Source organism: Marinobacter lipolyticus (genome assembly GCF_018424605.1).
GTDB lineage: Bacteria > Pseudomonadota > Gammaproteobacteria > Pseudomonadales > Oleiphilaceae > Marinobacter > Marinobacter lipolyticus_B.
The window spans coordinates 53,184-77,430 of sequence record NZ_QTKT01000011.1 but is presented as its reverse complement, the minus strand read 5'-3'; the positions used below and the strand labels follow the sequence as shown (position 1 = coordinate 77,430).

23 protein-coding genes are annotated in these 24,247 nt (G+C 60.6%); 10 read left to right on the top strand and 13 right to left on the bottom strand.

Annotated elements, in window-relative coordinates:
* Positions 1-17: 17 nt before the first annotated feature.
* Positions 18-395, bottom strand: a complete 378-nt coding sequence (locus tag DYI22_RS14535; protein WP_213478802.1) for a thiol-disulfide oxidoreductase DCC family protein — start codon at positions 393-395, stop codon at positions 18-20.
* Positions 379-1,725, bottom strand: coding sequence for a CHAD domain-containing protein (locus DYI22_RS14530; protein WP_213478801.1), 1,347 nt, complete (start codon positions 1,723-1,725; stop codon positions 379-381). Before DYI22_RS14530 ends, DYI22_RS14535 begins: the two co-directional genes overlap by 17 nt.
* Before the next feature lie 224 nt (positions 1,726-1,949).
* Between DYI22_RS14530 and DYI22_RS14525 the strand changes: the two genes are divergently transcribed.
* The 7 genes from DYI22_RS14525 (at position 1,950) to DYI22_RS14495 (ending at position 11,149) form a co-directional block, all read left to right on the top strand.
* Positions 1,950-3,626: a methyl-accepting chemotaxis protein gene (locus tag DYI22_RS14525; RefSeq protein ID WP_213478800.1), complete on the top strand. Its 1,677-nt coding sequence runs from the start codon at positions 1,950-1,952 to the stop codon at positions 3,624-3,626.
* Between the two features lie 106 nt (positions 3,627-3,732).
* The gene (locus DYI22_RS14520; protein WP_213478799.1) at positions 3,733-4,803 is read left to right on the top strand and encodes a TRAP transporter substrate-binding protein; all 1,071 of its coding nucleotides are present in this window, start codon (positions 3,733-3,735) and stop codon (positions 4,801-4,803) included.
* A 110-nt stretch (positions 4,804-4,913) separates the two neighbouring features.
* A complete protein-coding gene (gene potA / locus DYI22_RS14515; RefSeq protein ID WP_213478798.1) occupies positions 4,914-6,032 on the top strand; it encodes a spermidine/putrescine ABC transporter ATP-binding protein PotA in 1,119 nt (372 codons plus the stop codon).
* A complete protein-coding gene (gene potB / locus DYI22_RS14510; protein WP_213478797.1) occupies positions 6,025-6,888 on the top strand; it encodes a spermidine/putrescine ABC transporter permease PotB in 864 nt (287 codons plus the stop codon). Before potA ends, potB begins: the two co-directional genes overlap by 8 nt.
* On the top strand, positions 6,885-7,655 hold the full coding sequence (potC, locus tag DYI22_RS14505) for a spermidine/putrescine ABC transporter permease PotC (protein ID WP_213478796.1): 771 nt from the start codon (positions 6,885-6,887) through the stop codon (positions 7,653-7,655). Before potB ends, potC begins: the two co-directional genes overlap by 4 nt.
* Positions 7,652-8,695: an extracellular solute-binding protein gene (locus tag DYI22_RS14500; protein ID WP_213478795.1), complete on the top strand. Its 1,044-nt coding sequence runs from the start codon at positions 7,652-7,654 to the stop codon at positions 8,693-8,695. Before potC ends, DYI22_RS14500 begins: the two co-directional genes overlap by 4 nt.
* A gap of 150 nt (positions 8,696-8,845) precedes the next feature.
* On the top strand, positions 8,846-11,149 hold the full coding sequence (locus DYI22_RS14495) for a GGDEF domain-containing protein (RefSeq protein ID WP_213478794.1): 2,304 nt from the start codon (positions 8,846-8,848) through the stop codon (positions 11,147-11,149).
* Between the two features lie 16 nt (positions 11,150-11,165).
* On the opposite strand, the gene DYI22_RS14490 is transcribed toward DYI22_RS14495, so the two are convergent.
* From DYI22_RS14490 to dctP, 6 genes are all read right to left on the bottom strand, one after another.
* Positions 11,166-12,578 (bottom strand): alanine/glycine:cation symporter family protein, encoded by a 1,413-nt coding sequence (locus tag DYI22_RS14490; protein ID WP_213478793.1) that lies wholly within the window; start codon positions 12,576-12,578, stop codon positions 11,166-11,168.
* Positions 12,579-12,694: 116 nt separating this feature from the next.
* Positions 12,695-14,278 carry a hypothetical protein gene (locus DYI22_RS14485; protein WP_213478792.1) on the bottom strand — a complete coding sequence of 528 codons (1,584 nt, stop codon included), beginning with the start codon at positions 14,276-14,278 and terminating at the stop codon, positions 12,695-12,697.
* Positions 14,279-14,364: 86 nt separating this feature from the next.
* On the bottom strand, positions 14,365-14,808 hold the full coding sequence (locus tag DYI22_RS14480) for a universal stress protein (protein WP_213478791.1): 444 nt from the start codon (positions 14,806-14,808) through the stop codon (positions 14,365-14,367).
* Positions 14,809-14,841: 33 nt separating this feature from the next.
* Entirely contained in the window at positions 14,842-16,128 is a 1,287-nt protein-coding gene (locus DYI22_RS14475; protein WP_213478790.1) for a TRAP transporter large permease, read from the bottom strand.
* Between the two features lie 34 nt (positions 16,129-16,162).
* The gene (locus DYI22_RS14470; RefSeq protein ID WP_213478789.1) at positions 16,163-16,756 is read right to left on the bottom strand and encodes a TRAP transporter small permease; all 594 of its coding nucleotides are present in this window, start codon (positions 16,754-16,756) and stop codon (positions 16,163-16,165) included.
* Positions 16,757-16,862: 106 nt separating this feature from the next.
* Positions 16,863-17,891, bottom strand: coding sequence for a TRAP transporter substrate-binding protein DctP (gene dctP, locus DYI22_RS14465; RefSeq protein WP_213478788.1), 1,029 nt, complete (start codon positions 17,889-17,891; stop codon positions 16,863-16,865).
* Positions 17,892-18,019: 128 nt separating this feature from the next.
* Between dctP and DYI22_RS14460 the strand changes: the two genes are divergently transcribed.
* On the top strand, positions 18,020-18,481 hold the full coding sequence (locus DYI22_RS14460; RefSeq protein WP_213478787.1) for an META domain-containing protein: 462 nt from the start codon (positions 18,020-18,022) through the stop codon (positions 18,479-18,481).
* Here the strand turns inward: DYI22_RS14460 and DYI22_RS14455 are convergent.
* From DYI22_RS14455 to DYI22_RS14445, 3 genes are read right to left on the bottom strand one after another with little or no spacing between them, the layout of a single operon-like run.
* Positions 18,465-18,986 (bottom strand): YqiA/YcfP family alpha/beta fold hydrolase, encoded by a 522-nt coding sequence (locus tag DYI22_RS14455; RefSeq protein ID WP_213478786.1) that lies wholly within the window; start codon positions 18,984-18,986, stop codon positions 18,465-18,467. The genes DYI22_RS14460 and DYI22_RS14455 overlap by 17 nt on opposite strands.
* Positions 18,987-19,038: 52 nt before the next feature.
* The gene (locus DYI22_RS14450; protein WP_213478785.1) at positions 19,039-20,022 is read right to left on the bottom strand and encodes an LLM class flavin-dependent oxidoreductase; all 984 of its coding nucleotides are present in this window, start codon (positions 20,020-20,022) and stop codon (positions 19,039-19,041) included.
* A 29-nt stretch (positions 20,023-20,051) separates the two neighbouring features.
* The gene (locus DYI22_RS14445; protein WP_213478784.1) at positions 20,052-20,681 is read right to left on the bottom strand and encodes a metallophosphatase domain-containing protein; all 630 of its coding nucleotides are present in this window, start codon (positions 20,679-20,681) and stop codon (positions 20,052-20,054) included.
* A gap of 98 nt (positions 20,682-20,779) precedes the next feature.
* On the opposite strand from DYI22_RS14445, the gene DYI22_RS14440 reads away from it, so the two are divergent.
* Positions 20,780-21,652, top strand: a complete 873-nt coding sequence (locus DYI22_RS14440; RefSeq protein ID WP_213478783.1) for a hypothetical protein — start codon at positions 20,780-20,782, stop codon at positions 21,650-21,652.
* Here the strand turns inward: DYI22_RS14440 and DYI22_RS14435 are convergent.
* A complete protein-coding gene (locus DYI22_RS14435) occupies positions 21,618-22,385 on the bottom strand; it encodes a crotonase/enoyl-CoA hydratase family protein (protein ID WP_416234604.1) in 768 nt (255 codons plus the stop codon). The two genes, DYI22_RS14440 and DYI22_RS14435, sit on opposite strands and share 35 nt — an antisense overlap.
* Positions 22,386-22,592: 207 nt before the next feature.
* Between DYI22_RS14435 and DYI22_RS14430 the strand changes: the two genes are divergently transcribed.
* Positions 22,593-23,333, top strand: a complete 741-nt coding sequence (locus DYI22_RS14430; RefSeq protein WP_213478781.1) for a ParA family protein — start codon at positions 22,593-22,595, stop codon at positions 23,331-23,333.
* A gap of 10 nt (positions 23,334-23,343) precedes the next feature.
* Here the strand turns inward: DYI22_RS14430 and DYI22_RS14425 are convergent, their stop codons facing one another.
* A complete protein-coding gene (locus tag DYI22_RS14425) occupies positions 23,344-24,120 on the bottom strand; it encodes an FCD domain-containing protein (protein ID WP_213478780.1) in 777 nt (258 codons plus the stop codon).
* Between the last annotated feature and the right edge of the window lie 127 nt (positions 24,121-24,247).

Sequence of the window (24,247 nt, the reverse complement as noted above, 5' to 3'; positions counted from 1 at the left end):
GCTTTCCCCTCTTTACCTTACGCCGAATCTCCAGCGCTGCAGCTTGCACAGGCGTATTTGCGATCAAAACGCCTGTCCGCCCAGTTTTCGTAAACCCGTGAGGCCATCGGGAAGATGCCCGGCCACAGCAGTGGCCTGAACAGGAACCCGAACGGTGTGTGCGACCACGCGCGGACGTTGGCCGCAAGGCCAGTGATCCATTCGCCGGTCCAGGTCATCAGGTGCAGTCGCCGGAGCAGAGCCTCCTGGCTGGGGAGATGGCTATTGCCACTGCGCTGTTCGTGGATGTCTGCGAAGATCAGCCGGCCGCGCTGCAATTTGCGAAGGGTACGGATTTCCCTGGCGCAGAGCGGGCACTGGCCATCGTAAAACAGGGTGTCATAGCGGGGCTCCATCGAGTCCTCCAAGGGCCAGAATCTGCCGGCGGGTTTCCGCCTTGCGATCGTCCAGCGTGTGCCTGATATCTGCGAGCGCGGTCGGCAGCACGTCTGGCGCCGCCGCGCGGAAATGGGCCAGGAAGTCGATCTGCACATGCAGATCCTGAAAATGGCCATAGAGTTCCTGCCTTGCCCTGACCGTTTTCAGCAGGCTTTTCCAGTTCCCGGCATCCAGTTCCATCAGATAGCGAATGCGTTTGAGTTTCTTGCGCAGCCGATGGATGTCCTCGTCCGGTGAGGTGTGCATCAGCTCCGCCGTGCGCCTGTTGAACAACCTTATACGGCGCCCGACGACTGTTTGGATGTCTTTGCGGTTCAATGCCCGGGTCAGTTTCTGGAATCTCTGGGACTCAATTAGATTGCGCCAGTCACTCATGCTCTGGTGATAGCGCTTGCTGCCAAGGCGCTTGGTAAGTTTTTTGTGCCTGTGCGCCGCCTCCTTGCCAAACCAGTTCTGAAGGGCCGCCCGCACTTCGAAACTGTCACCGCACAGCTCCGGCAGCTTCTGCTGCCACACGTGCAGATCCCGCAGGGAACCGGTGGCGCGGGCGTGGCGCTTCAGGTCTTTGACGGCTTTCGCCAGGGTCTTGTCGCGGACCACCTCCTGGAGCGCTTCGGCGAGCGCCCGGCTGCGGCGGAGCGCTATGCGGTATTGGTGCAGAAACTCGTCATCCAGCCCCAGAATGACCCCGTTTTGCAATTGCTCCAGCCGCTGTGACTGGTGCACAAGCGCCGACTGGACACCCTGCGCCGGCTCGCAGATGCTGCCCTGTTTACGGAACTTGCGGGCAAAGTGGCTGTAGCTGAAATCCGTCGGCGTCCGCAGTGCGATGAGCTTACCTTGCCCCTGCTCGAGCTGGTGCCATTGTTTGATGGGCAAGCGGAGGTGGATGAAACTGCCGGTGGGTAACTGCTCCGGCGGGTGTTTGAGCAGCCACTGGGCCAGTTCCAGCAAGGCGGGGTTGTGCCCTACAACCAGTAAGCGGTCGTCCTTGCCCTGTTGACGCAGCCACGCCAGCAGGCGCCGGAAATCGAAGGTGTAGAGTTCACTGAGGGCGTGGCGTTTCACGTCCGTAGAGGCAGCGGGCAGGATGCCCTCCAGGGTAGCGCGGGCGCGGGTGGCATCGCTGCAGAATGGCTGGGCCTCGAAGGCCCCGGCTGCCTGCAAGGCCCTGCCCAGGGGCGCAAGCTGGCGCTCGCCGCGGGGATTCAGCGGCCGGTCCCGGTCGCAAAGGGCATCGTCTGCCCAGCTGGATTTGGCGTGGCGAACGAGAAACAGATGCTTCATGGGCCGGCCCTGTGTGATGGTCCTTTAGTCTAATCCCTGCTCAAGCCGTTTACATTACGGCCGATACCCACCTTATCTCAGAACGCTACATTCAAAGACGTTATACGACCGCACAGGCCGGGGCAGGCAGGTTTCGGAAACGTTGCTTAACATTCTGGAACAGTCCCGGCCGCGCAGTGTGTAGATAATGCACAACGAGAACAAATATCCGGGAGCAAGGCACCATGAATTTTCTGAACCGTTTCACCGTTCGATCGCGTCTGCTGGTGGGCGCACTCGTGCCCGTACTGATTACGGCAGCGACCCTGGCGTGGATTACCGCCAATCAGATTCAGGCCAACGGTGAAGAGGAACTCAAGCGCCTCGAAAGCAGCTTGCTGGAAGCCCGTAAAGGCGGTCTGAAGAACCTGGTGGATGCGGCCCGGGCGGTCGTCCTGGAGGCCAAAAACGATCCGTCGTTGAACGAGCGCGAAGCCAAAGAGGCCGCGGCTTCGCGACTGCGCTCCATTCGCTTCGACAAAACCAATTACGTGTTTGCCTACACCCGTGATGTGTACAACCTGGCCTACGCGCCGGACCCTTCCAAGGAAGGTCCGACCAGTAACCCGACTCTGAAGCGTCTGGTGGGGGATCTGTTTAAAGCTGGTGAGGGCGACGGCTTTTACGGTTATGACTGGATGAACCCGGCTTCCGGCAACGAAGAACCCAAGATGTCCTATTCCACCATCATCCCGGACTGGGACTGGATGATTGGCGCCGGTGTCTACATCACCGATATTGAGCGGGAAGTCGCCGCCGCCCGTGCGGTCATCGAAGAAAGTAAATCGGCGACCCTGGGCTTCATCCTGCTGGTCACCCTTGTGGTGGTGGCAATCGCGCTTGTGATCGGGGTGCTGGTGGGCCGTACGGTGACCGTGCCGCTGAAAAACGTCAGCAACATGATGCAGGAAATTGCCGATGGCGAAGGCGACCTGCGCCAGCGCCTGCCGGAGGACGGCAAGGACGAACTGGCAGAGCTTGGCCGTCGTTTCAACGCGTTTGTGATCAAGATCCAGAACACCATCCGTGAAGTGGGCTCGACCACGGATCAGGTGGCCTCGGCCGCGGAGGAACTTAGCCGGGTAGCCAACGAAACCCGCGCGTCGGTGCAGGAGCAGGGCTCGGAGACCGACCAGATTGCCTCGGCGATCAATGAAATGGCCGCCACCATCCAGCAGATTGCCGGCAATGCCAACGAAGTGGAAGCGGCCGCTTCCGACGCCGACCGCATGGCGCGGGATGGCGGCGAAACGGTTTCCAACGCCCAGCAGGCCGTTAACCGGCTGTCTGGCGAAATGGAACAGAGCGCCCGCAGCATCAATTCCCTCGCGGAGAAATCCGACGACATCCAGAAAGTGCTGGATGTGATCCACGCGGTCACCGAGCAGACCAACCTGCTGGCGTTGAATGCTGCCATTGAGGCTGCTCGTGCCGGTGAGCATGGCCGTGGCTTCTCGGTGGTGGCGGACGAGGTGCGGCAGCTGGCCAAGCGCAGTGCAGAGTCGGCAGAACAGATTCGCGAGATGATCGACGGCTTTGTCAGTGAATCACGGGCCGCAGTGGAGCGCATGAATGCCTCCCGCGACCACTCCACCGAAACCGTTGAGCGCATCAACCATGCCACCGGAGCACTGAGCACGATTGAGACATCGGTGGGCCAGATCCACGATCAGGTGACCCAGATCGCTACTGCTGCAGAGCAGCAAAGCCAGGTGGCGGAAGAGATCAATCAGAACGTGGTGCGCATTGTGGATGCCGCCCAGCGCCGCGACACCGGGGTAACCCAGACCAACGAAGCGAGCCACGAACTGGCGCGTCTGGGTGAAAGTCTGCGGGAGCTGGTCGGGCAGTTCAAGGTCTGACATCGGCACGGCGGAAGGGGGATTACAGGCATTGGCGATCCTCCTTTCGCCCGCTATGATGAAACCCGACTGTTCAACCAATACAACAACAGGAATCCATCCCGCTATGTCCATGCACACGCTGAAATGTCTGGCTGCGGCCCTGGTGCTGTCGGTAACCAGCACCTCGCTGATGGCCGAGAAAACCTACACCATTCGCCTCGCGGAAACTTGGGGCCCAAATTCGCCGATTCTGGGGGAGACACCCCGCAGCATGGCGGCCATGGCCGAGAAAATGTCCGAGGGCCGGCTGCAGTTCCGCATCGATTCCTCCAACAAGCACAAGGCGCCTTTCGGTATTTTCGATATGGTGCGCCAGGGTCAGTACGACATGGGCCACACGGCGTCCTATTACTACAAGGGCACCATCCCCAACGCCATGTATTTCACTACCGTACCGTTCGGCATGCTGGCCCAGGAACAATACGCCTGGTTCTACTACGGCGGTGGCATGGAGTTGATGGAAAAGGTCTACAAACCACATGGCCTGCTGTCGTTTCCCGGCGGCAACACCGGCAACCAGATGGGTGGCTGGTTCCGTGAGGAGATCACTTCCCTCGAGGACCTGCAGGGCCTGAAGATGAGAACCCCCGGCTTTGCCGGCGAGGTGATGGCGGAAATCGGTGTGGCGGTCACCAACATTCCGCCGGGCGAGCTGTATACCGCCCTGGAACGCGGCACCATCGATGCCCTCGAATGGGTGGGACCGGCGCTGGATCTGCCCATGGGCTTTCACCAGATTGCGGATTACTACTACTCCGGCTGGCAGGAGCCGGGAGCCGAGGTGCAGTTCCTGATCAACCAGAAAACCTGGGACAGCCTGCCGGCGGATCTCCAGGAAATTCTGCGGGTATCCATGCGCACCGCGGCCTATGACATGTACATCCAGAGCACGCACATGAGCGCGGAGGCCTGGGACCGCATGAAGGAAGACTACCCCAACGTCACGCACAAGACGTTCCCGCCGGAGGTGATCGACGCCTTGCGGGATGCCACCAACAAGCTGTTGGAGGAGGAGGCGGAGAAGGACCCGCTGGCCAACGAGATCATTACCTCCCAGCGCGAGTACCTGCAGAAGGTTCGCAAGTGGACCAACATCTCCGATAAGGCCTATCTGAACAGCATCGCTACCGACTGATCAGGAAATACCGAAAAAGGGCGCGCCGGGCCAGTACAAAAACCCGGCGCGCCCTTTTTGTTTGCAGTGGTTTCTGGAAAAATAGGCCCCTCATTAATAGGGCTGGGCCGATGAAACAGACACTGCTATCTCTGCGGGGCGTCAGCAAGGTGTTCGGTGACCGAACCGTACTGGATGCCCTCGATCTTGATATCGACGATGGCGAATTCATCACGTTGCTCGGGCCGTCCGGTTGCGGCAAGACCACCCTGCTGCGCCTGATGGCGGGCTTTGAGCAGGCCGATGGCGGCCAGATTCTGCTGGCGGGCAAGGACATCAGCCACGCCCCCCCGGAGCACCGCCCCCTCAATACCGTTTTCCAGCATTACGCGCTGTTTCCCCACATGACCGTGTTCGACAACGTCGCCTACGGCCTGAAAATGGAAAAGCGTCCGCAGCAGGAAATCCGCGAACGGGTTGAAGAAGCCCTGGCGATGGTGCAGCTGGGCGACTACGCCCGTCGCAAACCCCATCAGTTATCCGGCGGCCAGCAACAGCGCGTGGCGATTGCCCGGGCTGTGGTCAAGCGGCCGCGCCTGCTGTTGCTGGACGAACCGCTGTCGGCCCTCGATTTCAAGCTACGCCGCACCATGCAGGTGGAGCTGAAACGGCTGCAGCGGGAGCTGGGAATCACCTTCGTGTTCGTGACCCACGACCAGGAAGAAGCGTTGTCCATGTCGGACCGGGTGGTGGTGCTGAAAGAAGGCGTCATCCAGCAGCTGGGCACGCCGCGGGAAATCTATGAGCGCCCCGCCAATCTGTTTACCGCACGCTTTGTGGGCGAAACCAATCTGTTCCCCGGTCGCCTGGAACGGGTGACCGACACCTCCATTACCGTGGACGTGTTCGGTGTGCACCGGACCCTGCGCAAACCGGATTTCCCGGTCCTCGAGGGGCAGGATGTCAACGTGCTGCTGCGACCGGAGGATATTCGGGTGCTCGAGCCGGACGCCGATCACGGTCTGCCTGGCAAGGTGGTGGAGCGCAATTACAAGGGCAGTACGCTGGACTCCGTGATCCACCTGAACGACGGCACGGAAGTGCTTGCCAGCGAGTTCTTCGACGAAGACGATCCCACCTTTGATTATCGTCTGGGTGAGCCGGTACGGGTAAGCTGGGTGGATGGTTGGGAATGGCTGCTGCCGTCGGAACCCCACGACTCCGCCTCCGAGCGTCTGATCGATGCATAGGGTGTTACAGCAACCCTTCAAAACCGCCGTGCTGTTGCTGGTGTGGGGCTGGCTACTGCTGCTGGTCCTGACCCCGAACCTGCTGGTGGTCGGTGCCAGCCTGATGACGCGGGACGCGGGCAGTTTTCTGGCCCTGCCCCTGAATCTGGACAGCTACCGGCGCCTGCTCGATCCCCTGTATCTGGAAGTGTTCCTGCATTCGCTGTACATGGCGGGCGTGACCACCGTGTTCTGTCTGCTGATTGGCTACCCGTTTGCCTGGGCCCTGTCCCGGATCGGCAAACAGCGTCAGACCCTGCTGATTTTCCTGTTGATCGTGCCCTTCTGGACCAACTCCCTGGTGCGCACCTACGCGCTGAAGCTGCTGCTGGCCACCAACGGGCTGATCAATAATGCGCTTATGGGGCTCGGCCTGATCGACGAGCCGCTGCAGCTGCTCTATACCGAAGGGGCGGTGATTATCGGTCTGGTCTACCTGCTGTTGCCGTTCATGATCCTGCCGCTGTATTCGGTGTTCGAGGATTTGCGTCGTGAGCTGCTGATGGCCTCCCACGACCTGGGCGCCGGCAAGCTGGCCACGTTCATGCACGTGATTGTGCCGCTGACCCTGCCCGGGGTGCTGGCGGGGGTGATGCTGGTCCTGCTGCCCGCCATGGGGCTGTTTTTCGTGGCGGATATTCTGGGTGGTTCACGCAACCTGCTGGTGGGCAATGTGATCAAGAACCAGTTCCTGGACGCCCGTGACTGGCCTTTCGGCGCAGCCGCCAGCATCCTGCTGACGGTGGCGATGGCCGTGCTGCTGTTTGCCCACCGGCTGAGCCGGCGGCGCCTCGGGGATGAGGAGCCGGCAACATGAAGCACTGGCTGCCCCGCGCCTATCTCACCACCGTTTACGCGCTGCTGTACCTGCCGATCCTGGTGCTGGTGGTGTTTTCCTTCAACAGCTCGCGCACCGGTTATCGCTGGGGCGGACTGAGCCTGCAGTGGTACGAGTCCCTGTTCAGTAACCACGCCATGGTGCAGGCGATGTGGAATTCCCTTTGGCTGGCGCTGGCGGCGGCAACCGTGTCGACCATCATTGGCGCGCTCACGGCACTGGCGCTGCACCGGTATCGATTCCGTGGCAAGCGGGTGCTGCGGGGCATGCTGTTCGTGGTGATGATGTCGCCGGAAATTGTGCTGGCCATCTCGCTGCTGGCGCTTTTCCTGCTGGTGGGGCTGCAGCTTGGCTTTGTCTCGCTGCTCCTGGCCCATGTGACCTTTTGCCTGCCGTTCGTAGTGATTACCGTGATGGCGCGCCTCAGCGGCTTTGATGAGAGCCTGCCGGAAGCGGCCCGGGATCTGGGTGCCAGTGACTTCACCATGACCCGCACCGTACTGATTCCGGTCATTATGCCGGCGTTACTGGCGGGCTGGCTGCTGGGCTTTACCCTGTCGCTGGACGATGTGGTGGTCAGCACCTTTGTCAGCGGCCCCAGTTATGAAATTCTGCCGCTGCGCATCTACTCTATGGTGCGGGTGGGGCTGAAACCGGAAGTGAATGCGCTGGGCACCCTGCTGCTGGTGTTTTCGCTGACCATGCTGATACTTTCCCAATGGATACTGACAAGGAGCAAACGATGAGAAAACTGGCGCTGGCAGGCCTGATTGCCGTATCCCTGACCGGTTGTAGCGGTCAGGAGGAGACCGAAGTCCTGAATCTTTATAACTGGTCCGAGTACATGCCCCAGGAAGTGCTGGACCGGTTTGAGGAAGAGACCGGCATCCAGGTGGTCTACACCACCTATGACAGCAACGAAGCCATGTACGCGCGCCTGAAGCTGTTGGAAGAGGGCGGCGAATACGATCTGGCGGTCCCGTCCACCTATTACGTGAACAAAATGCGCAAGGAAGGCCTGCTGGCGGAAATTGACCACAGCAAGCTGGAGGGTTTCGACAACCTCGATCCGGAGCTGGTGGATCAGGAATTCGACGAAGACAACGCCTACAGTGTGCCCTATCTGTGGGGCACCACCGGCCTGGCCTACGACGCCGCTGATCTGGACGGTGAAAACGTCACCGCCTGGGCTGACCTGTGGAACGACAAATACCAGGGCAAGGTCATGCTGACCAATGACATGCGCGAGGTCTTTCACATTGGCCTGCGGGTATTGGGGTACTCCGGCAACAGCACCAGCCCGGAAGAGATCGAGCAGGCCTATGAGAAGCTGGCGGAGCTGATGCCGGCGGTCCGCACTTTCAATTCGGATGCGCCGCGGATGCCCTACCTGGAAGGGGAAACCGACATCGGCATGATCTGGAACGGCGAAGCGGTGATGGGCAAGGAAGACATGCCATCACTGGAGTATGTCTATCCGGAGGAGGGCACGATTGTCTGGCTCGACAGCTTTGTGATCCCGAAAAACGCCAATAATGCCGACGCCGCCCACCAGTTCATCAGCTTCGTGATGCAGCCGGAAATATCCGCGCTGATCAGCGAAGAGATTGGCTATGCCACGCCGAACCTGGCCGCCCGTGAGCTGCTTCCGGAGGCCGTTGCCGGTGACCGCTCGAGCTATCCGACCGCCGAGGACCTCACCAACGCGGAGTTCCAGAAAGACGTGGGCGATGACGCCATGCAGGTCTACACCCGCTATTGGGAACGCCTCAAGTCGGGCCGCTGATCCGGCGCCCGTAATCGAAAGCCGGCCCCAGTGGCCGGCTTTTTGCGTGTAAGTGGACTGTTAAAGATTGTCGTTGCCGGCAAGAATGCAGTGTGAACGCGGTGGTTGGCCTATAATCAGGGCAGATCAATCCGGCAGGATGCATTCAGGATGGGCTCCGTATCGCTTTTGTTTATCAGGCTGATCTTTCTGTCAGCCTGTCTGTGGACGTTCGCCAGTGCGTCCGCCTCGCCGCTGGCCTTGTCGGAGGGGTGGCAATACCGCTGGGGCGATTCGCCGGTGACCGACAATGGCGTACCGGCCTGGGTTCTCGAGGATGCGGCTACCGAAGAGTGGCGCGCCATCAGTTTCCCCTCCAACCCGCCGAACCGCCAGGGCCGCGAACAGGTATGGTTCCGCATCACGCTGCCGGATGGCGATTGGCGGGCGCCGGTGTTGTACATCTACAGTGTCGACCTGATTGTCCAGGTGTTCCTGGACGGCGAAAGGATCTACCAGTACGGCACCTTCGACGAAACCGGCGCCGGCCGATTCGAAGGCTGGCCCTGGCACGCGATTGCCCTGCCCGAGGGTTTTGCCGGCAAGACGCTGTATTTCCGGGTGTTCTCCAACTACACGGATATCGGCCTCTGGGGCGAAGTGTCGATCATGGATCGGCCGGACCTGGTGCTGTACATCCTCGACAATTCCCTCGAGGCACTGGTCATTGCCGGATTTTCCGCACTGATCGGCTTGCTCGCGATTATTTTCGCCGTGCTGCAGACCGAAAAAAAGAGCTTCGGCAGCATAGCGCTGTTTGCCTTCGCCTCGGCGGTCATGCTGGTGGCCGAGAGCCAGGCCAGCCAGCTGCTGTGGAACCAGCCACTGGTCTGGGATTACCTGGCCGCGGGCTCCTATTATCTGCTGCCGGTGGCCATGGCGCTGTTGCTTGAACAGTGGCTGGCCGATCACCGACCGTGGATCATCAATCTGATCTGGAAACTGCACCTGCTTTACGCCACGGTCGCGCTGGGCCTGTCGGCCGGTAGCGCCATTGATCTGTCGTCCACCTTTCCGCCTTTCGATGCGCTGTTCCTGGTGTCGCTGGCCACCAGCACGGTTGTGGTGATGCAGCGTTTCCGCACCCTGGTGACCGAACAACGGGTCGTCCTGCTCAGCTGCGGAATTTTCTGTGTGCTGCTGGTGGTCGACATGGCGGTTGCCCATGGGGTTCTGCCCTGGGGCAGGGTGCCGGTCAGCTGGGGAACGCTGGCGTTTTCCGTGTCGGTGGTGCTGATTTCCCTTTTCCACTTCTCCCGTCACCAAGAGGCGCTGCATACCCTGAACCTGTCGCTGGAACAGCAGGTGACCGAGCGCACCCGCAAAGCCGAGGCGCTGGTGCGGCGGGAGCGGGCGCGAGTGCGCCTGCTGACCTTCGAAAACGAAAAAAACCGGGTGCTCAACGACATCATTGCCGGCCTGCAGGACTGCCTCAGCCTCAGCCAGGCGCTGAATTATCTGGCCCGGGTCATGGCCGACCTGTGTAGCCCCTTGAAAGGAGCGCTGTATCAGCGCATTGAAGATGGCCGCGCCTATGAACGCCTTGCCCACTGGGGCTACGCCGGAGAAGCGCCGGCGTTTCCGCTGATCCTCGCAACTGCAGGCGGCGTGCCGGAAGCCACGCCGTTGCCGTCCCGTTACCACAATCTGCCGGATGACGAGGCGCCTGACAGCTCGCCCTGGCGGGAGGGCGCTGTATGTTTCCACATCGACGTGCACTCGGCGAGTGAAGGCGTGCAGACGCTGGGCCTGTTGATGGTGGAAGTGCCCGAGAATTTTTCCTCCAGGAGTGCAGATTACGGTGCGGCGCGCCTGTTCCACGCGTTGAATCAGGGGCTGGAGCGCATTGGCATAACCCTCTCCAGTATTACGCTGCACGAAGAGCTGCAGAAGTACTCCTACGAGGATGCCTTGACCGGCCTCAAGAACCGGAGGTATTTCAATCAGCTGCTGGAGCACGAAAGTGCGGTGGCAGAGCGCAGTAAGGTGTCGCTGGCGTTGCTGGTAGTTGATATCGACCACTTCAAACGTTTCAACGATAACCACGGGCATGAGGCCGGCGACAGCGCCCTGAAAGCCGTTTCCCGGGTTCTGCAGCAGCAGTTCCGGGACAGTGATGTGGTCTGCCGCTTTGGTGGCGAGGAATTTGTGGTGATCATGCCCGGGGCCAAGCTGGCCGGAGCGCGGGAAAAGGCCGAAAATCTGTGCCGGATGATGCGCGCCACGCCCATCCAGCACCAGGGCCGGAACCTCGGCATTATCACCCTTTCGGTTGGTGTGGCGGCGTGGCCCGAGTGCGCCCGCGACCCCGATGACCTGCTGGGCCTGGCCGACCGCGCGCTTTATCGCGCCAAGGAAGGGGGGCGGGACCGCATCGAGGGCTGCTCGACGGACCTGCCCGCCAGTATGGGCTGAGGCCAGGCCGCTGTCGTCAGTGCCAGATGTCGCTGTCGATTTTCTCGTGCAGTTCCGGGTAGTCCTTCGAGCGGAAGTGCGGTACCTCGCCCTGTTGGCGCTGGGCCAGATAATCCCGGGTCAGTTTCACCACCGTACCGGACAGCAACACAATGGCGATCAGGTTGATGGTAGCCATCAGTCCCATGGAGGCGTCGGCCGTGTTGAACACGGTAACCACCGCTTCGTAGCCGCCCCAGATCACCATGCCAAGCGCGGCAAGCCGCAGCAGGGTAACGCCGAGGGTGGTGCCGCCCTTGAGGTAGTAGAGGGCGTTCTCCGCGTAGGTGTAGTTGGCCACGATTGAGGTGAACGCGAAAAACAGGATGGCAATGGCGATGAAGTAACCGCCGAACTCGCCCAGATGGGCTTCCATCGCTTCCTGGGTGAGCTGCGTGCCTGTGACGCCGGAGCCGGGCTCCAACACCCCGGACAGCAGGATCATCACCGCTGTGGCGGTACAGATGATGATGGTGTCGACGAATACGCCAAAGGCCTGCACCAGCCCCTGGGAGGACGGGTGGTGCGGCGCGGGTGTGGCGGTTGCGGCGATGTTGGGCGCCGACCCCATGCCGGCTTCGTTGGAGAACAGGCCACGCTTGATGCCATTGAGCATGGCGGCGGTGACGGAGCCTGCGGCGCCGCCAGCCGCTTCCTCAAGACCCAGCGCACTTTTGACGATCATCGCGAGCACGCCTGGCACCTCGGTGATGTTGACGGCCATGATGCCCAGGGCGATCAGCACGTAGGCGCCGGCCATGAAGGGCACCACAAACTCGGCAAAGCGCACAATCTTACGCAGACCGCCGAAGATAACGATGCCGGCAAACACCGCGATGACAATCCCCACGGTCAGTTTCTCGAAACCGAAAGCCCCTTCCATGGCATCGGCGATGGAGTTGGCCTGTACCGCGTTGAACACCAGCCCGAACGAGAGAATCAGGCAAACGGCGAAAATGCCGGCCGCCCAGGGCGCCTTCAGTCCTTTGGCTATGTAGACCGCCGGGCCGCCCCGGTATTGCCCCTTGCCATCACGGACCTTGTACAGCTGCGCCAGGGTACTCTCGGCGTAGCCGGTCGCCATGCCCACCAGTGCCACCATCCACATCCAGAAAATGGCGCCGGCGCCACCGAGATAGAGTGCCACGGCCACCCCGGCCAGATTGCCGGTGCCAACGCGGGATGCCAGGCTGGTACACAAGGCCTGAAACGGTGAAATACCGTGTACGTCACTTTCCCGGGAGCCGCGGATGGCGCGGATCATTTCGCCGAAGTTGACGAACTGGAGAAAGCCCAGGCGGATGGTGAAAAATACGCCGACGGCCAGCAGGCCATACACCAGCACGTAGCCCCAGATAATGGAGTTGAGGAAATCGACAATCGCAGTCATTTTCAGGCCTTATGGTTATTCGATTTGAATTAAGGATAGGCCAAAAAGTTTAGCAGGGCGGTTGTCGATGGATGTTGCGGATATCCGAAGTTGACCCGGATATCCGCAGGTGCTTGCTAGCGGGCGGGGAAGTCGGTCCAGCCGTCCAGCCAGCTGGATTGCAGTCGCGGGTTCAGGGCGCCGGCGTAGGTCGCCGACTCATCGAAAAATTCCGACTTCGGCGGCTCTGCCGGGGTCATCTGACGCATCTGCACGCGGGTCTGGAAATGCGGGTTCTGAGGGTCCCGGGCATTTACATGTAGCGCGCTGTCGAGGCGACGCTGATTGTTATTGGCCGGAGCCATCAGCCAGTGGCTTTCATTAAATCCGTAATCGTCATCTCCGTCCCCGGTTTCGTCAGTTCCTTTGCCAAGTTTGCCGGTGTTGGCAATAAGGTTGTTGGAGAAGCTCAGGCGGCCTGCACGGACCAGAGAGGCGGCTTCATCCCGCAAATCCATCACTTCCAGCCCGTAGCTGTCGATGATCATGTTGTGGAAATGTCCGCCGGTGCCTTCCCGCAACACCATGCCCCGATGGGTCCTGGCGGTTTGTCCGGTGCCGGCCAGGGTCACGTTATAGAACACCGGCTCGGAACGCGGCCGGGCCTGATGGTCATTGCCGTTGTTATCGCCTTCGAACGCGTTATCGCCGACATCGGCATGTTGCTGTACCACCAGGAACTGGACGCGGCCGGTCCAGCCCCAGTCCCAGTCAATGCTGTCGTCGGCGGCGCCGGTTACAACAATATTCTTGAGGTCAACGGTACCGCCGAACATCTCGATGCCATCGTCGAGGGCGCGATGGACCTGCACATTCCGCACGATGGTGTCGCTGCCGCAGCCGCCCAACGTCAGGCCGTTGAGTTCGTTGTTCTTGTAGACTTCGAAGCCGGCAAATTCAATGCGGGTATATTCGACGACGCCACAGCTGTGACGGGCGTCGTCACCGCCGAAACTGCCGCGGCTATCGTTTGAGGCGACGCCTTCAATGGCGGCCGAGGGCTGGTTGACCGGCGCCTTGCCGAGGATCACCACGCCGCCCCAGTCGCCCCGTGCGCGCTGCCCCTCGGGCTGGTTGCTGGTGAATACCACCGGGCTCTCAGGCCGCCCGCGGGAGAGCAGCTTGCTGTCTTTGGTGACGATCAGTGCCGAACCGTAGTCGCCTTTCACGGTGACACCGCTCTCGATGGTGAGCTGGGCGCCCTCGACGAACACCGGCTGTTCCAGGATGTAGGTTTTGCCGGATTCCCACACGGAGTCGGTAATGATGTCTTCGTGAACACGGATGGTCTGTGGCTCGAAGGCGGTAAAACCGACGGTGGCCACGGCTGCAGCGACCGCTGCAGGGGTCAGCCAGACCAGATTTCGGCGTAGCCAGGAAGGTCGGGTTGACTTGGCTTCGGGTTCCACCAGTTTCTGCGGCGCGCTGGCCGGCGTTGCCATCAACGGCACGCCGGAGTCGGCCGCGCGGATGTCCAGGGCGAGCCGCTTCAGCCGGTCGGAACCGGTGGCCTCGACCCGACGCAGCACATCGGCGCGGTAGCCGGGTTCCCGCAAAAGATTGTTGAGGTGAACGAAGGTGACGGCAGGGCATTCGCCCTTATCGATCAGACGTTTGAGTTGCCAGAGTTTTTCCACCAGCAAAGATGATTGATCCGACATTGATACAGCTCCACAAAAAATGTCGGATCTTTTTTACCTTGCCAATATGACGTCCGTGTGACGAGTGTGCGCTACGTCACAATGCGTTACACCACCAGCACAGGGCATTTGGCTTGGGAGGCCACCCGGTGAGACACACTGCCCAGCAGCATTCCGTCTTTGTCGCTGTGGGTGCCGCGGGTGCCTACTACGATCAGGTCTGCCTCCTTATCCTGGGCAAACTTGACGATTACCTTGGAGGGGCGGCCACCCTTGACGAAGCCGCGCACCTTGGTAGCGCCGTGTTCCTTTGCCAGTTCCTTGGCGTGGTTCACCACGCCCTTGGCATACTCCGACAACACCTTGTCGGGGATGTCCAGCTCAACCGGTCGTCCCATCGAAAGCGACGCTTCGAACAGGCTGTGATGCTTGAATACGCAGAGGATGTAAATTTCTGCCTCCGGCATCAACTTCTGCAGATCAATCGCTTTGTCCAGTGCCTTGAGCGAGGTTGTCGAACCGTCCACCGCGACCAGCATCTTTTTGAACATGACTTTCTCCCATTAGCTAAGGCCCGGTCACTCTCATTCCCGGAAAGCGAGATCGCGCAGGAACAGGGCAATGTCAGGGAACGCAATGATCAACCCGGCCGCTGCCACCAGTATGAAAATGAACGGCGGTGTGCCGCGAATCACTTCCAGATAGGGTCGTTTGAAAATCGCGATGGCCGTGAATATGTCACAGCCGAACGGCGGTGTTGCCGACCCGATGGCCACCTGCAGGGTGATGAGCACGCCCACCAGTACCGGGTCCAGACCGGTGGACTCGATGGCGGGTGCAAAAATCGGTGTCAGCACCAGAATGACCACAATGGGGTCGACGAACATGCAGGCGATGAAGAATGCGATACAGATGGCTACCAGTACGCCGACCGGCCCGGCATCATTAACCCCGACCGACTCCAGGATCGCCTGGGGAATCTGGGCAAACGAGATGATCCACGAGAAGCCGTTTCCGACTGCGACCAGAATGAAGACAACTGCAGTAATCAGCCCGGTGGATTTGGCAATGCGGTATACGTCCGGGAGCTTGAGTGAGCGAAACACCACGAATTCCAGCAAAAACGCATAGAGCACACAGACAGCAGCCGCTTCGGTCGGGCTGAATATGCCGCCATAAATGCCGCCGACAATAATAACCGGAAAGAACAATGGCCACAGCGCATCGCGAACGGACGTGGCACGCTGTCCCCAGGTGGCCTTTTCCTCGGTCGGGACGTTGTTCTTGTAGGCGTAGATCAGGCAGTAGACGGAGAACATGAACAGAATTAATACGCCGGGGCCTATGCCGGCTATGAACAGTTCGGCAATGGAAGTTCCGGAGACGACCCCGTATATGATCATGCCGATGCTGGGGGGAATCAGGAAGGCAATGTCACTGGAGTTGATGATCAGTGCCAGCGTAAACGGGTCTGAGTAACCTGCCTTGAGCATCTTCGGGCGCAGTGGTGATCCGACCGCCACCACGGTGGCCTGGGTGGAGCCGGATACTGCGCCGAAAAGGGTGCAGGACGTCGCCGCACTTATGGCCAGGCCGCCTTTCACGTGGCCGATAAAAGCCATCACCATGTTGATCAGGCGATCGGCCGACTGGCCGCGCGTCATGATGTCGGCGGCGAGAATGAACATGGGAACGGCGATCAGTGAGGCGGGACGGATGCCACCCATCATCTGCTGAATGAATGTGCCCATCTGACCGAAGCCGTCGAACATCATTACGAAGCCGACCACCGAGCCGACGATCAGCGGAACCATCATCGGGAAGCCCAGCAACAACAACCCGATCATGACCAACATCATTATAGTTGCCATGTTTTCTTATCCTTTCTGATTAGGTCTGCAGGGGTCAGACTTCCGATTCGGTGTCTGCATAGCCATCAACCACTCCGGTGGAGAGATACACGTCCTTGCTGGTGAAATTCTTGATTGCGGTCAGCAGATACTGGATACCGGTTATCGCAAAACCGATGGGAACCCAGATATAGATCCACCAGATCTCAAACCCGAGCGCAGGCAGAATGCGACCACGGCCGTAGAGTGTTTCAACATAGCCGTAGGAGTAATAGCAGAGGAAAAACATCACCACGGAGGTAAACAGGGCAATGAAGATCATCAGCACCTTGCGGCCCTTGGTGGGGATCGCATCGTAAACCGCTGACATACGGATGTGGCGGCCATGGCGGGCGGCGTAACCGATGCCGGCGAAGGTGATCAGGATAATCAGGATGCGGTTGATTTCACCCGAGAAGAACAGGCCTTCACCGAAGACAAACCGTGCAATCACGTTCACGCAGGTGTTGATGGCCATCAGGATCACGCCAACCGCCAGCATGATGGCTTCAACTTTACTGATAAAGACGTCGATGGTTCCCAGAAACCCGGGCAGGCCGGACTCGTAGGTGCCGGTATCGTCTTCTAACTCCGGGGATTTCTCGGACATGGATTCTGCTCCAGAACATGTCGCTCCCGGCCGGTGGGTGTTCCCCGGCGGGGCGGGGGTTAAACAGCTTCCCGCCGGCAGGCCGGCGGGAATGGTTCACCTGGGTTCAGTCGTTCTGAACTTCTTCCAGGTCTTCTTTGAACTGCTCGAGCAGTTCCTTGCCGCGCTCACCGGTCATCTCGATGAACTTCTCTTCCACCTGCGGTGCCCGTTCCTTGAACGCTGCGATCTGCTCGTCGTTCAGGCGGGTGACGGTTACCTCGTCACTGGCGTCCTGGATCTTGGCCAGCGCTTCGTCGGCCAGGCCGTCGATGTGCACGATGATCTCTTCGAACGCGTGGTTCGCTGCGTCCTGAACCAGCTTCTTGTCTTCATCAGACAGACCTTCGTAGAAGTCCTGGTTGGCCATCATCGCGGTGGTGAACCAGCCGTGGCTGGTGAACACCAGGTTCGGAGACACTTCATACAGACCGCCGGACTCGATCCAGAAAATCGGGTTTTCCTGACCCTGGATCATGTTGGTCTGCAGGGCGCCGTACACTTCACCCCAGGGCAGCGGTGTGGGTGTGGCGCCAAAGGCGGAGTAGGTTTCCGACAACAGCGGGTTGGTCATGACCCGGATCTTCTTGTTGTTGAAACCTTCAGGGCTGGTGACCGGCTCGTCCACGGTGACCACCATTTCGCCTTCCGGATACATCTTCAGCAGCTCAAGCCCTTTCTCGGCGTAGAGCTCCGGGAAATCTTCGTTGATGGCCTCACTTTCCCGGAAGAACTCGATGACCGTTTCCATGTCGGTGGGCATCAGGTAAGGGATGAAGAAGATCTGCGCCTCGGGAATCAGCGCGCCGGTGAAGCCGGGGGACTGGTTAACAAAGTTGAGGATGCCGGCCTGGGTCTGCTCCATGATGTCATCGGATTCACCGAGCTCACCGAAGCGGTACACCTGCAGGGTATGATCGGAATTTTCCTCGATGTATTCCTTGAACTTGTATGCGAAGACGTCCTGAACGTCACCCTCGTATTCTTCGTGGGCATAGCGCCAGTTAGCGGCGTTCACTGAGTTCGCCGCAGTCATGGCTGCGAAAGCGATCGCGGATACACCTGCCAGTTTTTTGAATTTACTCAAGCTGCTCATCGTGTTGTCTCCGTTTGATTTTTTCGCTGTAATTTATTGTTACATTATTAAAGACTGGCAAAACAAAGCGATTTTCGCAAGGAAACGGCCAATTTAGGCAGCAAACGGAAATTCAGGAGGGTACGCACATGGGCAAAGGAAAACGTGACTGCAGGTTGCTGGTCGTCGTGGGTTGGGTGCTGGTCATGGCCGGATGCGTTTCCCAGCCCCTGCCCGTTGGCGCTGGTCCGGACGGCGCGGTGCCGTTGACCAACACCTACTGGAAACTGACGGAAGTGGCGGGCAATGAGGTAGCCGCTTCGAAGACCGGCAATGAAGCGCACCTGATCCTGCGTGACGACGGCGTTGCCAATGGATTCAGCGGCTGTAACGCCTTTCGTGGTGAATACGAAGTGATTGAAGGCCGCAACCTGGTGTTCAGCAGCATGGCCAGCACCCGCCGCACGTGCCAGGATGCCGACAACCCGGAGCGCGCCCTGTTCGAGGCCATGGCCAATACCGCCGGTGTGCAGATGGAGGATCGCCGCCTGCGGCTGCTGGATACCGACGGCCAGCCACTGGCCACCTTCGAGGCTACACGCCAGCCCTGATCAGGAAGCGGTGAAATTCGTCCACCACCCGTTCAAGGCTGTGTTCAAGGCGATGGCCGTCCGGCAGCATCAGGATGGGCAGTTTCTGTTGTTCCGCCAGTGCGAGCACCGGCCGTGGCGGAACCACGTCGTCGTCCCAGCCGTGAATGATCTGCACCTGATCCGCGCGAATGGTCGGGCTCGACTGCGGATAGTCTGGCAACGCCAGCGCCGGCGCCAGCAGGAAACAGCCCCGTACCGGTTGCTCCGCGCTGGTCTGCGCGCAGACCCAGCCACCCATGCTGGAGCCGGCCAATATGGTGTGTTGCGGATCGGCGCCGGCCTGCGCCATGGCATCGCGCATCTGCGCCAGCCGGGTTGCCGGATCTTTGCTGCTGCGATGATCCACCGCCACGGCGGTGACCCCGGTAAATCGCTCCGCCGCGGCTTTCATCGCCTGGATTTTGGTGCTTCCCGGACCGCTCTCGAGGCCGTGGGAGAGAAAAACGTGCGTTTTTGTGGTCATGGCTGACGACTGCCCTGTGATGATGGCTGTGTAACGCAGGTGTGTGTTCGGTTCACGCCTGGCTGAGAATATCCAGTGCGTGGCGTCGTTTCTGCGGATCGTAAATATCGACGGTGAACATCAGTTCCTCCACCTCCACGGTGGCCAGCAAGCGGTCCAGTTGTTCCTTCACGGAATCGGGGCCTCCCAGTATCTGTAACCCCAGGAAATCCCGCACGCTGGCTTCCTCGCCGGCATTCCACAGGCCTTCCATGGAGTCCACCGGCGGCTTCATCCACAGCGGCTGCCCACGGAACAGGGCGAGGATGCGCTGGTAACTGGTGGTGGCCAGCCACCGTGCTTCCTCATCGGTGTCTGCCGCAATGGCCGGCACGGCCAGCATGGCGTGGGGTTTCTGCAGTTGCGCGGAAGGCTGGAAGTGGTCGCGATAGACCTTCAGCGCCTCACGATATAGTCGGGGCGCAAAGTGGCCGGCGAAGGCATAGGGCAAACCGCGCATCGCTGCCAGTTGCGCGCTGTACAGGCTGGAACCGAGCAGCCAGATTGGCACATTGGTCCCCGCGCCAGGAATCGCCTTGACCGGCTGGCCGGGCTGCAAAGGCCCCAGCAGGGTCTGCAGCCGTGCTACGTCGTCGGGAAACTGCTCGGCGCCCAGGCCGTCCCGCCGCAAGGCGCGGCTGGTGATCGGGTCGGTGCCCGGCGCGCGCCCCAGCCCCAGATCAATCCGCCCCGGATAGAGGCTTTCCAGGGTGCCGAACTGTTCGGCAATCACCAGCGGCGGATGGTTGGGCAGCATTACCCCGCCAGAGCCTACCCGCAGCCGTTCGGTTTTGCCTGCGATGTGGCCGATCAGCACCGAAGTGGCGGAGCTGCTAATGCCCTCCATGTTGTGGTGTTCGGCCAGCCAGAACCGTTTGAAGTCGAGCTGTTCAGCGTGCCGGGCATAGGCCACGCTGTTGGCCAGGGTGGTACCGACGGAATCGCCTTCGCGAACGGAAGCCAGTTCCAGCAGCGAGAGGGGCGGGCGTTGTGGCATAGAGTGCTCCGGAGACATCGGACCTCAGGCTAAATATCGATCACGATGGGTGGATTCTGGGGTTTGAAAGCGCCGGTGCAGGTGCTCGCGTTGATGTACCGGCACTGGCCGATCTGACGCTGGCCATACCCCTCGTGGATGTGCCCGAAGATATGGAGCCGCGGGCTGAGGGTTTCAACCGTCGCGGCCAGATCATCGCAACCGGCGTTCACGGTACCGGTGCCGGTCGGCACGCCATCGAGAATCCCCGCGGGCGGCCCCTGGGTGATCAGGATGTCGGTGTCCGCTGGAATCTGGGCCCAGCGTTCGGCAAGGGCCTCGCCGCGCTCGAGGTTAAAGGCCCAGCTGAAGAACACCGGCGTCCACGGGCTGCCCCAGAATTTCAGGCCGGCGAGTTCCAGCCCGGTGTCCTGCAAATAATGGGCATGGCGGACCAGGGCCCTGGCGTCCTGGGGTTCGTCCTGGAAACACCAATCATGATTGCCGGCGATCAGAATCTTGTGGGGATGGGGCTGCTCGGCGAACCAGTGGTCGAGATCCTCAAGTTCGGCGAGGGTGCCCACGCCGAGGCAATCGCCGGAATGAATCAGAATGTCGCCTTCCGGTACGTCGACCTGTCGGTGCATGCCGTGGGTATCGGAGATACAGACCAGCCTCATATCCTGTTCCTGTGTGCTTTTTGCAGGGCGGGCATTCACCCTGTTTCTACGATAGCATTGCCTTCCCAGAAGTCATCCAGGATTTTAGCGGGAATTCCATGCGCCTGATTCTCAGCCGGAAAGGCTTTGATTCGTCGGCTGGCGGCTGTCCCAGCCCCATGCTGCCGGACGGCTCACTGTGCGTGCTGCCCATTCCCGATCGCCAGTCCCGTATTCGCTACGATCAGGTTCACTTCGGGCAGCGTCGGCTGGGCAAGATTGCCCATGATCTTAGCGGCGGCCGGATCACCGGTGCGCACGGGGCCCACCTTGACCCGGATCTGGTGGCCGATGCCTTTCCGCGGGCAGACGGCTGGCGGCCGGTGCTGGGGCAGACCGGATCGGCCCAGGGGCATTTGCGCAATCAGGGCGTCACTCGCGGCGACCTGTTCCTGTTTTTCGGGGTTTTCCGGCAGGCGGAGCTGTGGCAGCGACGCTGGCGGTTTGTACCCGGCACCCGGCCGTTTCACAGCCTCTGGGGCTGGCTCCAAGTGGGCGAAGTTTACGGCATTGACGGGCTTGAGTCGGGTGCCCTGCCATGGGCGCGCTACCATCCGCATTTTCACGGTGCGGCTGATCCCGGAAACACACTCTATGTTGCTTCAGAGCGTTTCGAGATGCCCGGCCAGGCAGGGACGCTGCCGGGCAGTGGCGTGTTCTGCCGCGGGCACGACGCGCTGGTGCTGACTGATCCGGAGGCTCGCCTGCCAACCCGCTGGCGGTTGCCGTCCGCGTTTTTCCCGGGCGAGGGCCGGCCCCCTTTGAGTTACCACACCCGGGCCGAGCGATGGCGGCATCAATCCCCCTACAGCTACCTGCAGAGTGCCGCGCGCGGTCAGGAATTCGTGCTGGATCTGGACGCCTACCCCGGCGTCGCGGCCTGGGCGGCGGAATTGCTCAGAACTGGCCGTGACGACCGGCGCCATCCCTGAATTTTTTCGCCCCCTCAATGGATTCCTCGAACACCACCGGATACCCCGCCGCGCCCTCCGAGACCAGTGCCTGCTGCAGGTCCAGATCCCATTGGCGCAGGGCAGAGGCGCGATCGGCCAGCAGGCAGCGCTGCGGGAAGCGGGCAATGTCCCGGGCCAGACTCTGGGCGCTTTCCAGCGCGGCACCTTCGGCCACCACGCGGTTGGCCAGTCCCATCGCGAACGCTTCGTCTGCGTGGACCGGGCGCCCGGTGAGAATCATGTCCATTGCCCGGCCATGGCCAACAATCCGTGGCAACCGCACCGTGCCGCCATCAATCAGAGGAACGCCCCAGCGGCGGCAGAACACCCCGAATACCGCCGATGCCTCCATCACCCGTAAGTCACACATCAAGGCCAGCTCCAGGCCGCCGGCCACCGCGTAGCCGGATACCGCCGCGATCACCGGTTTGCTCAGCGCCATGCGCGTCGGCCCCATGGGGCCATGGCCGGTGCCGTGGGGGTCAATTTCGTTGCGACGTTCCGGGTCGTCCATCGCCGCCAGGTCGGCGCCGGCACAGAAGTTTCCGCCGGCGCCGTACAGAACCGCTGCTTTCAACGCGTGGTTTTCCTCGAATTCCGTGAAGGCCCGGCGCAGGGCGCTTGCGGTGGGGCGATCCACGGCGTTGCGTTTTTCAGGCCGGTTCAGGGTGATGGTGAGGACGCCATCGTCTTCGGCGGTGAGCACGGGCAGGTCGGTCATTGCGGTTTCCTCGGGGCGTTCGGTTCGGTGATCGATGGATACCTACAAGATAGCAGTAATGGGCTGTCATCAAACTGTCACTATTCAGTGGCAGACTGTTTTACATCAGGACGATGTGCATTGGGTTTGCGAATCGTGTCAATGCTCTGGCCGGGGATCTCCCCGGTTTTTTTATGCCTGAAAAACGGGAGTCTCAGAGTGAAAACAATCGCGTTTTACAGTCTGAAGGGGGGTGTGGGAAAAACCGCGTCTGCAGTGAATATTGCCTACCTTGCCAGTCAGGCGGGGTATTCGACACTGCTTTGGGATCTGGACCCCCAGGGCGCCTCCAGCTGGTATCTGGCGGGTGCCAATCGCGTCAAGGGTCGTAAGTTGTCGGCTCTGATGAAGGGCAAGACACCGATTGCGGATTTCATACACACCAGCCACTACGACAATCTCGATTTCATCCCGTCCCATACCAGTTTCCGTAACCTTGACGTCAAGCTGGAGCAGGACGACAGCGCCAACCTTATCAGAGAATGGCTGGCGCCCCTGTCGGAAGAAACCAGCCTGGTGGTGCTCGATTGCCCGCCTTCGCTATCGCGATTGTCGGAGCAGGTGCTGAAGGCGGCGGATAAGGTATTTGTGCCGGTGATCCCGACCTGGTTATCCCTGAACAGCTGGCAACAGTTGCAGGAGTTCGCCCGGGAGAAAAAGCTCAAACCCGCTCGCTTGCGCCCGTTCTATACCATGGCCGACCGTCGCAAAAACCTGCATCGTGAACTGATCGACGCGCAGGAAGTTCGGTTACCCACCGGTCTGAAAACCATCATCCCCAATGCCAGCGTGGTGGAGCGTATGGGAGAGGAAGGCACGCCGGTGGATTTGCTGGCCCCGCATTCGGTGGCGGCCGACGCCTACCGCCGGCTCTGGCGAGAGATCAACAGTGTGCTTTGATGGCGAGGGCTCAGCCGCGCGTCAGCTGATCCCGTCGCAGGGAGCGCTCCAGCCGCCGATGGCTCTCGAACTGCTCTGACAACACCCCCTGCACATATTGGATATGCAGTCCGGCAATATCCCGGGCATCTTCGGCGCGGCCCGCCATGATGGCGTCGAACAGCTGTTGGTGCTGCTGTCTCAGGCCATCGCGGGTTTCCGTGGTTTTCGCGTACATGCCGCCAATATTGGTGACGACGCTGTTCTTCAACAGGTTGAACAGCCCGCGAATGGTGTGCAAAAGAATCGCATTGTGGCTGGCTTCGGCAATGGCGAGGTGGAAGCGGGCGTCGGCAGCACCTTCGGCACTGACGTTCTGTTCGCCGTCGTCGCTGTAGCAGGCCTGCAGGGCTTCATAGGCGTCCCGGAGCTTGGCCTTGTCCACTTCGGTGGCCCGCTGGGCGGCGTAGAAGGCGCAGTCGGCTTCCAGGGTGCGACGGAATTCCAGCAGGTCACGCTGGGCATCGGGCCGGTTTTCCAGCAGTCCGATCAGCGGGTCACTGAAACTGGAACCGAGCGACTCGGCGACGCAGTTTCCGCCCCCCTGCCGGCTGACCAGCAGCCCTTTTGCCGCCAGCCGCTGAACCGCCTCCCGCAGCGACGGCCGCGACACCCCGAACTGCTGCGCCAGAACCCGCTCGGCCGGCAGCTTTTCCCCGGGTTGCAGCGCGCCTTCCAGAATCATCGTTTCCAGCTGCTCGACAATGGTGTCGGCGAGGCGCCTGGGTGAAATGTGACCGATGCCCATGCTGAACTCACACTCCCGTTATTGGTCAGACCACTTCTTTAATACCAATGTACTAATCGTCTATCTTTGACAGTGCGTCAGTAACTCACTTACTGTATCAGAATGCCGGTGTAAATTGGTATTACCA